Below are 13,459 nucleotides of genomic sequence, written 5' to 3' on the forward strand. Positions count from 1 at the left end.
AAAATGAAACAATGGGAAAACTATCAAGTAGATGGGATTAATCGAATGGCGCCGCGAGCACATTTTAACAGTTACCCGACTCGTGAAAGGGCGTTAATTGGTGAAAACCGGTACACCCAGGCCTTTAAGAATTTGAACGGGGTGTGGAAGTTTATGTTCTTGCCCGCACCGGAATATAGCCCAGAAAATTTCTTTGCAAGTGATTTTGACACTACTACTATGGACGAAATCACGGTCCCTGGAAATTGGCAACGCCAAGGATATGGCAAAATGCATTATTCAGACTTATGGTATAACTTTCCAATTGATCCACCGTACGTACCCACCGAAAATCCAACTGGAATTTATAAACGAACTTTTGAAGTGGGCGCCGAATTTAAGGATCAAACCATCATCCTTCGATTTTGTGGGGTGGACTCAGCGTATAAAGTTTGGGTTAATGGGCAAATGGTTGGTTACAGTAAGGGAGCACGTAACGAAGCTGAGTTCGATATTACGGATCTAGTGTATTTACACGAAGTCAATGATTTGACCGTGCAAGTTTACCAGTGGTCAGACGGGACTTATCTAGAAGATCAGGACATGTGGTGGTTAAGTGGCATTTACCGCGATGTGGAACTTTTGGGCGTTCCTAAAAATGGAATTCAAGATTTCCAAGTAACTGCGAACCTGGTCCACGATTACCAAGATGGTGATTTACAGATTACTGCTACTTTACGAAAAGAAGCTGGGCAGACAGTGCAAGTGGAATTGCTGGACGAAAAGCAAAACGTCCTTTACACGGCAACCAATCAACCACAGGGTACGCAGGTCAAATTTGAAACCCAAATTCCGCACGTTAAACCTTGGAGTGCCGAGCTGCCACATCTGTATACCGTCTTGATGACGGTTAAGCATGCAGAGCAAGTGATCGAGGTGATTCCTCAAACGGTCGGTTTCCGATCTATTGAAGTTGTGGGAGACACCTTTTTGGTCAATGGGGTGGCCATTAAACTAAAGGGGGTTAACCGGCACGACTACAATCCCCGTAACGGGCGGGTAGTCAGTGAAGCAGAGATTGAAAAAGATATTATTTTAATGAAACAATTTAATATTAACGCCATCCGAACTAGTCACTACCCTGATGCATACTATTTTTACGACCTTTGCGATCGCTACGGGATGTACGTCATTGACGAGACCGATTTGGAATGCCACGGCTTTGAATTAACTGAAAAGTATGACTGGATTAGCGACGACCCCCAGTGGGAGACGTCCTTTGTTAACCGGTTGATTCGGATGATTGCTCGTGACCGTAACCATCCTTCAATTATCTTTTGGTCGTTAGGAAACGAATCCTCTTTTGGCTGTAATTTCCGAAAAATGGCGGAAGTGGCTAAAGAAATGGATCCGACCCGGTTGGTCCATTACGAAGGTGATTTTGATGCTGAGGTAGTGGATGTATATTCTACGATGTACACCTGGTTAGAACATCCGACCCGAAAATTGCTCATGAAGGATGTAATTAAGAACGCTAAGAAACCGCACATCCTTTGTGAATATGGGCACGCCATGGGGAACGGACCGGGAAATTTAAAGGAGTACCAAGACCTATTCTATGCTCATGATAAACTGCAAGGTGGTTTTATTTGGGAATGGTTTGATCACGGGATTGAATCTTATACGGAAGATAGGCGCAAGTATTATCGCTACGGCGGCGATTTTGGGGACGATCCCACTAATGGAGATTTTTGTATTGACGGGCTCTTAATGCCGGACCGCACTCCTTCACCCGGCCTTTACGAGTATAAAAAAGTAATCGAGCCGGTAACCACCGAAAAAGTTAACCTTCAGGAAGGACGAATAAAGTTAATTAACCGGTATGATTTTACCAATTTACAGATTTTTGATTTAGTTTACGAAGTAATGGCAGACGACCAACTTCTAACTAGTGGCCGCATTTCGTTGCCAAGCATTCCCGCACGACAAACCCAAGAAATTCAATTACTGGATGAGCTACCGCTTGCTGGGGAACCTGGGGCAACGTATTACCTAAATCTTTCATACCGGCTCAGACGGAACACCTCGTTTGCGCCAGCGGGATTTGAATTAGCTACCGCCCAATTTGTTTTACCAATTCAATCTAGCCGAATCTTAGTGTCGCCACGAGGAACTTTACAAGTTAGTGAAGGGGCGACCACGTTGAAGATTAGTGGAAATAATTTTACGGTTACGTTGGATACCGTGTGCGGTCAGCTGATTGATTATCAAAAAGATGGGCAAAAGTTACTAAAACGGGGCCCGCAGTTTACCTTCTGGCGAGCGCCGACTAGCAACGATATGGAGATTGTAACCGAAATGAAGCAACGCCAATTTTTACATTTAGAGCATGAAGTAGTGCGTGATTTTAGTTGGCAAGCTAGCGAGCAAGAGGCGGTAGTTCGAGTGAAGACGATGCACGGGACTACTAATAGTGCTTGGCACTTTGATTGCCAGTACGAGTATCGGATTTTAGTAACCGGAGACATACTATTTAAATTAAACGGGACCCCAGATGGTAAGCTTGACATGACCCCAGACATGCTCCCTCGTTTGGGAGTGGATTTAAGATTAAATCCGGATTTAGCACAAGTTCGTTACTTTGGCCGTGGGCCTCGAGAAAACTATGTCGATTCTCGGGAAGCTGGGCTACTCGGGGTTTACACAACTGACGTGGATAGTTTATTTACCAATTACGTAGTGCCACAAGCAAACGGGAATCATTTAGATACTAAATGGGCCTCCTTAACGGATGAACGCGGTCAAGGGATGTTATTTAGTAATCCATCCGGAATTAACTTTAGCGCTTCTTATTATGAACAACGGGATCTTGATGAAGCCAAACACACCATCGATTTAAAGAAACGGGACTACGTGGTTTTGAATTTAGATTACCAACAAAACGCACTTGGTAGTTTTTCTTGCGGACAGTGGCAACTGGAAAAGTACCGTACAAAAGTTACGGATTTCGAATTATCATTTCGAATGACGGGCTTCAATCAAAAGGAGGTTCGGGATACCGTCCTTGCTCGGGAAGAGTTAGTTGACGAATTTGATTAGCATTAAAGATCTTAAGAACACGATAAATTAAAAACGGAAGCAAGTAGATTACTCTACGGGCTCCCGTTTTTTATTTGATTTCAAAGTGTGATTCGTATTTAAAACTGTGTTTAAGCACGTCGGATAGTTCCCGGGGAAAGTTATCGAGTTAGCTGATAAAAAGGCTAGCTAAGTTGATTAACTTATAGCTAGCCTTTATAGTTCGTTTATCGGCGTCGTTTTCCGTGGCGACCGACTGGTTTTACGAAAAAATTCAAATTAGGTCGGAAACGCCGTTTTCCGCGATGTTCGGAGGGCGCCGTGGCTGTCCGCGGGTGTTTTTTACGCCAAAATAGGTACCCGCCTACAATAATAATTAGTAAAATTAATGCCGTCCAAAGGCCGCCGTGATGTTCGTTGTACTCAATCCCTGAGCTATGCGAAGTATCCGATTCGACCGTGGTAATGATTTTACTTTTCTTAGCTTTATGTGCCTTAGAAGAAGACGAGTGTTTAGCAGACTTCGACTTTTCCGACGATTCTTTACTGGATTCATCCGTGGACTCGTCATCTACGGTCGATGACGAGGGGGCCTGGTTTTGATTGCCAAAGTTGTATTCGTGTGATTGCCACCGCCAATTTCCGTTGTGGTTGGTTTGGGATTGACGTTCCGCGGGACGCGAACTCGATTTAGCAGACGAAGAAGGCGCCGATGATGCTGGTCGACTGCTTGCGTGACTTTGTGCGGGCGCCGAACTGCTTGGTTGGGACTGACGCGGTTGCGAACTTGATTGATGGTTTTGATTGGAATTGTGATTATTATTATTTTGGGTAGCGTGACTTGAAGCAGCGGGACTACTAGTAGTTTCTTTACTGCTTGATTGTGTTTGCGTTACCTTTTGTTCATTTTCAGCCATTGAATCTACAAGCCTTTCATTGAGATTATTGACATACTGCCTTAAAATTACTTATTTAATTTTAGCATATTTCTGAAAATGCGAAACCTTCGGGAATTAGTTGGCTGGAGCATTTAAATTTTTGCGGGAGGTCTGCTATAATTTAGCTTAGTGATTACTTATGAAAAGGAAACTATCTATGAACGAATATAAAGATTTAAAAGACCGGCAAGCGCACATCCGGAATTTCTCAATTGTTGCGCATATTGACCACGGTAAATCAACTTTAGCGGACCGGATTCTCGAATTAACCGATACGGTCGCAAAAAGAGATATGCAAAATCAGCTGCTTGATACCATGGATTTAGAGCGGGAACGGGGAATCACCATTAAGCTGAATGCGGTAGAATTGCATTACACCGCTAAAGATGGCGAAAAGTACATCTTCCATTTGATTGACACTCCGGGACACGTAGATTTTTCATACGAAGTTTCTCGGAGTCTGGCCGCTTGTGAAGGCGCGGTCCTAGTAGTTGATGCTGCCCAGGGCGTGGAAGCACAAACGTTAGCCAACGTCTATTTAGCAATCGATGATGATTTGGAAATCGTTCCGGTAATTAATAAAATTGATTTGCCAGCTGCAGATCCTAAGCGAGTTCAAGATGAAATTGAAAACGTAATTGGGTTAGACGCCAGTGATGCAGTGATGGCGAGTGCTAAGCAAGGAATCGGAATTGAAGAATTACTCGAACAAATTGTCGAAAAGGTCCCGGCACCAGATGGGGATTTGGACGCACCGCTTCAAGCGCTAATTTTTGATTCCAAATATGATGATTACCGCGGGGTGGTATTAAGCGTCCGTTTGTTTGAAGGGATGGTTAAGCCCGGCGACACAATCAAGTTAATGAACAGCGGGGCAACCTACGAAGTTAACGAAGTGGGAGTTAATTCCCCAAACCCGCTTAAACGGGAATATTTAATGGCTGGTGACGTTGGTTACATCACCGCCAGCATCAAGGATATTAAGGACACTCGGGTTGGTGATACAGTTACGTTATTAAATAACCCGGCTGCAAAACCGTTAGAAGGTTACCGAGAAATGAATCCCATGGTTTATTCGGGACTTTATCCTACTGATAACGCTAAGTATAACGATTTGCGGGAGGCCCTAGAAAAGCTCCAGCTTAACGATGCTGCCTTAGAATTTGAACCAGAATCTTCTCAGGCATTAGGCTTCGGGTTCCGGTGCGGCTTTCTTGGATTGTTGCATATGGACGTAATTCAGGAGCGTCTTGAACGTGAATTTAATTTAGATTTGATTACTACGGCACCGTCGGTTACTTACCGGGTGGAATTAACCGATGGTAGCGAAATTTCGGTTGAAAACCCTTCGGAGATGCCGGATGCGTCGAACATCAAGAATATCAAGGAACCGTACGTTAACGCGGATATCATGGTGCCTAACGATTATGTGGGGGCCGTGATGGAATTGGCCCAGTATCGGCGGGGAATCTTTAATACGATGGATTACATTGACGAGAATCGGGTGGACGTTAAGTATGAACTACCATTATCCGAAATTATTTTTGACTTCTTCGATAAATTGAAGTCAAGTACACACGGTTACGCTTCATTAGATTATGAACTCGGCGAATATAAAGTCAGCAACCTAGTTAAAATTGACATTTTACTCAATGGCGATCGGGTTGATGCTTTAAGTTTTATCGCTCACCGAGATTTCGCTCAACAACGGGGTAACGAAATTACGGCTAGCCTTAAGGAAATCATTCCCCGACGGAACTTTGAAATTCCGGTCCAGGCAGCGATTGGAAATAAAATTATTGCGCGGACTAACATTCGTGCTTATCGTAAGGACGTTACGGCTCGCATTCATACTGGGGACCCAGACCGGCGTGCTAAGCTTTTAGAGAAACAAAAACGGGGTAAAAAGCGGATGAAATCGGTCGGAAAGGTTGAAGTGCCACAAGAAGCCTTCATGACTGTTTTGAAGACCGATACGGAAAGTAAAGGGAAATAAGCCTAATTTAAGACAAAATAAAACAGCGAAAACTAGCTTACTAGCTTTCGCTGTTTTTTTATAGTTCGGGATTATGGGCGAAGTAAAGCGGGGATAAGTCAGTTGACTTGGTAATTAACTCCGCGGTCAACGCTTGGTAAGCTTTAATCGCAATATCGCTAATCTCCGTACCAGCTTGGTTAAGCAACGGTGTTAATTCCTGACGATCGATTTGGGTAGCCTGCGTTTCGTATTCGTGTAGCTTATTTTTCATAGCTACGTTAACCTTACTTCGGGTGTCGTTAAGTGCTTTAATAAACTGTTGGTAATGCGCATCAGTAAGGACGCTTGCCAATTTGAAGACCCAGTACGCGGAATCTGCAGAGTAAATTTTTTCGCCATGGTGGTACATTTCCGGAGTGCTGCTCATCCCAGCAAAGAATGGGACATAAACGCTTTGCGCAGCTACGCCCATGGCCAGCCAGTGAATCCCGCCGATTTCAATTGGGAGGTCTGGCTTAATTTGTAAAATGTGTGATTCTTGAGTTGCCGGCAGACTAATTGGCCGGAATTGATGCTTTTCAGTTTCCGTACCTGTGCCGACCGGGTTATATGGGGTCCCTTCATAATGAGAACTTAAGATTTGTTGGACGTCCTCAACTTGAATTAAGCGACTAGCCCGTCGTATAAACGGAAGGTCATGACTAGTAGGACTTTGTTTAATTTCCGGATTTAAAATTCGTTGACCTTCCCAAACCCGCGGAGTGTTGTAATACTCATCTGATAAATCGTTCACCCCAAAGATTTCACGGAAGTTGAAACTTGCTGGGTTGGGGTTAAGGTGGTGCTGGGCAACGAACTCACGAATGTCGGCCTTAAACATGAAGTGGTCCGGGTCATCAAAATCAATTTCTTGAATCGACAACTGGTTGGCCACTACTGCGTAGCAATCGTCAGGAATACGTTGCGCAACCCACTGATGGCCGCCAGCGGTTTCCATGTACCAAACCTCATCCGCATCGGCAAACAAAATTCCGTTAGTCTCGTTAGTGCCATTTTCTTCAATAAGTTTAGCTAGGTATTGAACTCCTTCACGTGCGCTGTGCACGTAAGGAAGGGTGACCGTTACCATAGCTTCTTCTCCCAGCCCATCTTTGACAAGCGGATCAAAACCTAAGACGCGTTCGTTAGTGTAGGCACTTTCGGTAGCACTCATCGCCACGCCGTATTCGTTGATTCCATCTTCTTCAAAGAGCCCAAATTCGGCAGTCCATTCTGGAGTGGCGGTATATTTACCCCGGACTTCCGGTAGTTTTGTAGTAAAGCCATTGTCGTTTGATTTAAACGTGCGTTCATCCGCGGTGGAAACGTGGTGGGGATGTACCACAAAATGCTTTGGCAAAGCTGATTTAGCGTCTTCGTTACGCGCAATCATCGTTGAACCGTCGGCAGTTGCCAATTTACCCGCTAAGAAACTTGTACAAGCTGAATATTTTTGAGTAATTGTCAAAACCTTCTTTCGTTATTTCCTTTAGTGTATCATAAGAAACCGATAGCGATGAGGGCATTGTTTCTAAAAAGCAGGCCAGCAAAACGTAAGATAAATTGATTTTATAATTGTTAAAAACACTTTGTTTTTTAAAGCAATTCATGAGATTATAGTTGTGGCAATTTTATTAAAGGAGGGATTTAAAATGCCGTTAATTCATATTGATTTAATCGAAGGACGTAGTGAAGATCAACTACGCGGATTGGTCAAGGACGTTACCGCGGCGGTAGTAAAAAATACTGGCGCACCTGCCGAACACGTGCACGTTGTTTTGAACGAAATGCAAAAGAACCGTTATTCAGTAGCGGGGGTTTTAAAGAGCGACGAAAAATAGGTTGATTAATAAAAAGCTTCTTCAAAGAAACGGACCGGCACCTGCTGGATGGTTGTTTCTGATTGAAGAAGCTTTTTTATTAATTAGCTAGATCGAGATATTCGGACAAGTACTTGGCAACCCCGTCATGCTCATTATCAAATTCGGTAATGTCGTTAGCAATCGATTTGATTTTGGCGGTTGCATTACGCATCGCCACTCCGCGACCCACGTAGTCAAGCATTTCAGCATCATTATGCTCGTCACCAAAGGCAATGATGTTTTGCCGGTCAATGTGGTAGTATCTTGCTAAGTAATCGACCGCTTTAGCTTTTTGAATCCCCTTAGAGACGATTTCTAAGACGCTGTGCGGACCGCCCCAGACCCCAACGTTAATATAATCGCGATAGCGATACAGTAACTGATTTTTAACAAACTGGGCACTGTTAGGTTCGACTAGGATGGTAATGGAAGTCGGGTTTCCCCGCAGGCTTTTTTCGGTTAAAACTTGGTCGTCTGAAATCTCATGCGGGAAGAAATCGAAGGTAGCCGGCGCGGCATGATCAGCAAAGAACGAATGCTTATTTTCAACCGCCAGTAACTTAATGCCGTAATCATCCTTATGGCGCATTAAATCATAAACTACGGCCTTATTGATGGTCATTGAATACTCGCCATCCCATTTTTGATGAGGAATGTGGGTTAAGGCACCGTTAAAATTGGCCATGGGAGTGGTTAATTGTAACTGGTCGTAAATGTCGCGAGCCATCCGGTATGGTCGTCCCGTGACAATTGAAACTAAATGTCCAGCCCGGGTAGCCTTTTGCAAAGTTTTAATGGTTAAGGGTGAAAGCTGACTATGATTATTTAAAGTGGTTCCGTCTAAATCCAGAGTGATTAATTTTTGTTGCATTTGATCGCTCCTTTTTAAAAGTATTATTAGCCTATTTTAAGCCAAGTGCTTATAAAATGAAAGGTACCTTACCAATTCTTACCGTCCGGTGGTCGACTTTAGTAAAATTAGTTATAATGGATTGCGAGTTTATTTAGTAAATTAAATTGAGAAGAGAGTGGAATATGCGACTTCCTGACGGTTTCAAAGAAAAATATCAAAAATTACTGGGCGAAGAGGCACAACCTTTTTTAGCGAGTTTTGACCAGGCAGTTGAAAAGGGCTTCCGAGTTAATCCGTTGAAGGGTGCGGCAAAATTACATGACCATTCAATCGACCAGCCAATTTCATATTCTGACTGGGGATATTATGGTAAGGTCAACGGTAAAACAATTGACCACCAAAGCGGGTTAGTTTACAGCCAAGAACCTAGTGCGATGCTGGTTGGCGAAATTGCCCACCCGCAACCAGGCCAAAAAGTTTTGGATCTTTGTGCGGCCCCTGGCGGTAAAACTACTTATTTAGCTAGTTTTATGGCTCAGGAAGGACTTTTGGTTACTAATGAAATTAATCGGGGACGGGCTAAGGTCCTAACTGAAAACGTGGAACGTTTCGGAATTCAAAATGCCGTAATTTTAAACGAGTCACCGGATCGGCTGGTAAAAAAATTTAACGGATATTTTGATTTAATCGTAGTAGATGCGCCGTGTTCTGGAGAAGGCATGTTTCGAAAGGACCCTGAAGCGGTCGAATACTGGTCTTTGGAATACCCAGAAGAATGTGCGCGGCGACAACGTGAAATCCTGAAAAGTGCCATGCAATTGCTTGCTCCGAATGGTAATCTGGTTTATTCGACGTGCACGTTTGCACCTGAAGAAGATGAACAAATCATTGCTTGGCTATTGGAAAACTATCCAGACTTGAAGATGGAACCCGTTGCGCGAACGGAAAATATGGATGCAGGGCGTCCTGAGTGGGCCAACGGCAATCCTGAATTAGCTAAGGCAATCCGGTTGTTTCCCCATCATTTTAAGGGAGAAGGCCATTTTATTGCCAAGTTAAGTAATCACGCGGAAGCTGCGACACCTCAGCCAAAAGGCAAACGTAAAAAGAAGGGTCGGGCAAGTGATATTTCGTTAGACCGGGAACAACAACGATTATGGCAAGATTTTGCAAACCAGTTCCTCGTAAATCCCCAATCCTTTGCAAAGGATCATTTAATTGTGCACAATCAACGGCTATATTATCAAACCGTTCCCGTGGATTTGAGTGGCTTACGAATTGTTAAACCAGGACTTGAACTGGGGGAATTTAAGAAGAGACGATTTGAACCTAGTTTAGGCCTACTGATGGCCTTACGAAAAGCGGATATCCAACAAGTAGTAGAGATCACGCCAGAGCAGTGGCAAAAGTACGTGCATGGCGAAGAAATTGCTACGGAAGCTGCGGGCAAGGGATGGGTTGCTTTAGCGGTTGACGATATCATTGTCGGGCCGGGAAAGTTAGTCCAAGGTAAAGTTAAGAACTTTTATCCAAAGGGGTTACGGATAAATTTTGCGCTTAAGTAAAAATAAAATAAAAAGCTGGATCGGCGGTGGAAGCGTAATACGCTCGTTACCGTCATCCAACTTTTATTTATCTTATCGTAATTGCCGCTCCGACAAGTCGGCTAACTTAGTAACCCCGAGCAATACCATTAGGCAGCGGAGTTGGTACTTCCAACGCTCAATTAGGTCGATGATTTCTTGGTCGTTGTGATGTAATAGCTGATGGAGGAAGTAGCCGGCAACGCCCACGTTGTCCGCTCCTAACGCAATACTTTTAATTACGTCAGCAGGGGTACGGATACCACCAGTTGCGGTGACCGATAGTCCTAATCCGTTAACTTCTTTGAGCGATTCGACAGTGGTGAGCCCCAAATCAGTTAAAAAGGCGAAATCCTTTTCGGAACGCCGCGCGTTTTCAATTTGGACGAAGTTAGTACCGCCCTTACCACCAACATCAATGTACCGGACCCCGACGGATTGTAGTCGCAGAGCGTCCGCTCGGGTCATCCCCGCACCGACTGCTTTAACAACTACGGGGACGCTCACAGCTGCTTGAATGGCTTTAATTTGTTCTAAATAGTTAAAACTGCGGTCGCCTTCTGGCATAACCAGTTCTTGCGCAACGTTAATATGTAATTGCAAAACGTCTGCGTCAAGCATGGCGACCGCTTTTTTGGCTGCCGCAACGCTAGCGTCCGCGCCTAAGTTAGCTAAGATCAGTCCGTGGGGATTTTCATTTCGAACTACTTGGAAGGTATCGGCTAATTCCGGATACTTTAGGGCCACTGATTGAGAGCCCACCGCCATTGCCAAACCAGTTTCACGAGCAATGGTAGCTAATCGACGGTTAAGTTTCGCGGTCGTTGGGCTGCCACCAGTCATGGCTTGGATAAAGAAGGGGACTTCTATAGGAAGTCCTGCTAATTTAGTTTGGAGGCTAACGTCATCAATCCCCATTTCTGGTAAAGCGTTGGGGCGCAACTTAATTTCCGTAAAACCTGCATATGCGACGGGCTGGTAAAATTTTTCAGCGAGTGAGACGTGTTCATCTTTACGGTGGGATTGAATATTTTTCATAAGTACTCCTAACTCAATTCATCGATATCATGGACATCCAAATCTAATGGTTGAATATCTTCTTTTTGCCATTCGTTAATAATTTTTTCAGTATTATCATTTTCTTCGGTGATTACAATTCCACAATCTCCGCCACCAGCCCCAGAAGATTTTGCAGCTCCGCCGAATTGTTCAGCAATGTCGCATAAACTAGTTAGCGCAGGGGTTTCAATGGAAACGCCGCTTAATAAACTTAATTGTTGTAAGAGAAGCCGGTTGGCGGTAATTTGTTGCTTAATTAATTGGCTGTCACCGTTTTTAAATCCTTCGATCATTTTGCGCAAGCATTCTGCACTGTTTGCCAAGAACTCGTGGTAACTGTCGGTTTCTTGGTAACTGGTGGTGGCAACTTGGTCAACCAGATCCGAAGTGGAAGCTGGTGAGCCAGTCCAACCAATTAGTAGTTTTAAATCGGCGGGAGGAGTTAATAATTCAATCTTTAACTCGGGCCAAGGCGTCCGTAGAATCGTTCCTAAATCTTTAGTGCGCCGCATACTATTTAACCATTCGCGGTTGAAGGAGCGGTATGCAATCCATCCGCCATAAACACTTGCGGCGATGTCGCCTAGCGAACCATTTCCCTGAACGTCTAAATGGGCAATTGAAGCTAGCTTAAAAAGTAACTTTTTGGTTAGGGGGATTTGGTAAAATTTGGCCAACGCCTTGATGGTAGCGACGGTGACGGCTGCTGAACTACCTAAACCATACTTTTTACCATCGCTGCTATCCAAGTCACTATTGATGTAGAGATTGTAAGTTCTTAGCTGACGGTGCATTAAAACCGCTAATTCTTCGGTGATGGAGATTGCCGCTAGAATATAGTGGTAAGGATTATCACGATTGTCAACTACCAATTGGCCGCCTTTACGACGCCAGGAGACCACGTTGTCATGATATTGCTTAGAGATGATGTTTCCAAAAGTTAACTCGCTAGGTTCAATACTAGCAGTAATAAATTGGTTCACCGCAACTAATACCGCACTGTTACCTGGTTCGACAATTGCGTATTCACCAGCAACGTATAATTTTCCCGGAGCTTTTTGTGTTATCAATTTAAAAATCCCTTTCAGTTTTTTGAGAATTTAATTCCACTGCCTGGACGGGCAATGACTAATTGGCGTTCTTCAAAGTAATTCTTTAAAAAATTTCGAATCGCTAAAATGTCTTTGTTTTGGCATAGAACCTTCACATTCGGGCCCGCATCAATGGTGTAATAACATTCGATGCCGTGTTCCTTTCGAAGCTGGGTAACGAGCCGGATGACTTTTAAGGTATCCGGCTGGAAGTAGGTAAATGCCGGAATGGCCGCAAGGGTGGTTGCGTGCATCATCATTGCACTATGCTCCGCTAGCTCCCCAATTTTGGTAAAGTCATTTTTCTTGACTGCAGCAAGCATTTCGGGGACCATGCGGTTAGATTCGGATACCCACGTGGGATAAAAGGGAGAAGTTTCTACCGTTCGTTGCATCCCGTTAGTGCTTTTAATACTCTTTTGATGACTATTGACTACGACAGTAACCATGTTTAAATCAATATCTTTTTCATTGACCACTTGTTCGACAAAGGAAGATTCATGATCGCTGCCACGGTGCCAATGCACAATTCCGCCGAAGACTGAACGCGAAGCAGAACCAGAGCCCAACCGAGCAATTCGGGAAATGTTAGTTAGGTCATGTTCATCGCCTAAAGCATCCGCAGCGGCTCCAGCCAAAGCGGCCATTCCAGAAGCGGACGAAGCGAGCCCGGCTGAAGTCGGGACATGATTAAAAGACCGAATTTTTGCAAATCCAGGGTAATCATACTCTTCTTTTACGGCGTCAATTACGCGATTAATTCGGGCCATATGTTTATAAGGCATTAAATTGCCATTTAACCAGAACTCATTGACCTTGTAATCTTCAGAGAAGTTAACGACGGTATCCGTATAAAACTCGTCTAAGGTCAACGATACGCTATCATTAGCGGGGATGATTAATTCAGAATCAACTTTTCCCCAATACTTAATTAGCGCAATGTTGGTATGTGCGCGGGCAAAGCCACGCTTCTTGTCGGTTGTCTTCAAAACTAAAATC

Annotated in this window: 10 protein-coding genes; 4 read left to right on the plus strand and 6 right to left on the minus strand. The window is 44.1% G+C overall.

The genetic code is table 11. The features are described from left to right. The first annotated feature begins 3 nt into the window (after nt 1-3). A complete protein-coding gene (ebgA, locus tag HMPREF0623_RS01855; protein WP_004165831.1) occupies nt 4-3,078 on the plus strand; it encodes a beta-galactosidase subunit alpha in 3,075 nt (1,024 codons plus the stop codon). Between the two features lie 206 nt (nt 3,079-3,284). On the opposite strand, the gene HMPREF0623_RS01860 is transcribed toward ebgA, so the two are convergent. Continuing rightward, the gene (locus HMPREF0623_RS01860; protein WP_004165832.1) at nt 3,285-3,974 is read right to left on the minus strand and encodes a hypothetical protein; all 690 of its coding nucleotides are present in this window, start codon (nt 3,972-3,974) and stop codon (nt 3,285-3,287) included. 178 nt (nt 3,975-4,152) lie between these two features. Between HMPREF0623_RS01860 and lepA the strand changes: the two genes are divergently transcribed. Continuing rightward, on the plus strand, nt 4,153-5,991 hold the full coding sequence (gene lepA, locus HMPREF0623_RS01865; RefSeq protein WP_002831587.1) for a translation elongation factor 4: 1,839 nt from the start codon (nt 4,153-4,155) through the stop codon (nt 5,989-5,991). Between the two features lie 58 nt (nt 5,992-6,049). Here lepA and HMPREF0623_RS01870 read toward each other — a convergent pair whose 3' ends face one another. Then, complete coding sequence (locus HMPREF0623_RS01870; protein WP_004165834.1) at nt 6,050-7,480, minus strand: C69 family dipeptidase; 1,431 nt, start codon at nt 7,478-7,480, stop codon at nt 6,050-6,052. Nucleotides 7,481-7,664: 184 nt separating this feature from the next. On the opposite strand from HMPREF0623_RS01870, the gene HMPREF0623_RS01875 reads away from it, so the two are divergent. Next, nucleotides 7,665-7,853 carry a 2-hydroxymuconate tautomerase gene (locus HMPREF0623_RS01875; RefSeq protein WP_002831590.1) on the plus strand — a complete coding sequence of 63 codons (189 nt, stop codon included), beginning with the start codon at nt 7,665-7,667 and terminating at the stop codon, nt 7,851-7,853. 79 nt (nt 7,854-7,932) lie between these two features. Here the strand turns inward: HMPREF0623_RS01875 and HMPREF0623_RS01880 are convergent, their stop codons facing one another. Beyond that, complete coding sequence (locus HMPREF0623_RS01880; protein ID WP_004165836.1) at nt 7,933-8,745, minus strand: Cof-type HAD-IIB family hydrolase; 813 nt, start codon at nt 8,743-8,745, stop codon at nt 7,933-7,935. Between the two features lie 164 nt (nt 8,746-8,909). Between HMPREF0623_RS01880 and HMPREF0623_RS01885 the strand changes: the two genes are divergently transcribed. Continuing rightward, complete coding sequence (locus HMPREF0623_RS01885; RefSeq protein WP_004165837.1) at nt 8,910-10,292, plus strand: RsmB/NOP family class I SAM-dependent RNA methyltransferase; 1,383 nt, start codon at nt 8,910-8,912, stop codon at nt 10,290-10,292. Nucleotides 10,293-10,364: 72 nt separating this feature from the next. Here the strand turns inward: HMPREF0623_RS01885 and fni are convergent, their stop codons facing one another. From fni to mvaD, 3 genes are read right to left on the minus strand one after another with little or no spacing between them, the layout of a single operon-like run. Continuing rightward, the gene (gene fni / locus HMPREF0623_RS01890; protein WP_002831594.1) at nt 10,365-11,348 is read right to left on the minus strand and encodes a type 2 isopentenyl-diphosphate Delta-isomerase; all 984 of its coding nucleotides are present in this window, start codon (nt 11,346-11,348) and stop codon (nt 10,365-10,367) included. 8 nt (nt 11,349-11,356) lie between these two features. Then, nucleotides 11,357-12,439 carry a phosphomevalonate kinase gene (locus HMPREF0623_RS01895; RefSeq protein ID WP_002831596.1) on the minus strand — a complete coding sequence of 361 codons (1,083 nt, stop codon included), beginning with the start codon at nt 12,437-12,439 and terminating at the stop codon, nt 11,357-11,359. Nucleotides 12,440-12,453: 14 nt separating this feature from the next. Then, complete coding sequence (gene mvaD / locus HMPREF0623_RS01900) at nt 12,454-13,449, minus strand: diphosphomevalonate decarboxylase (protein ID WP_002831597.1); 996 nt, start codon at nt 13,447-13,449, stop codon at nt 12,454-12,456. Between the last annotated feature and the right edge of the window lie 10 nt (nt 13,450-13,459).

Origin of the sequence: Pediococcus acidilactici DSM 20284, from assembly GCF_000146325.1 — a bacterium.
GTDB lineage: Bacteria > Bacillota > Bacilli > Lactobacillales > Lactobacillaceae > Pediococcus > Pediococcus acidilactici.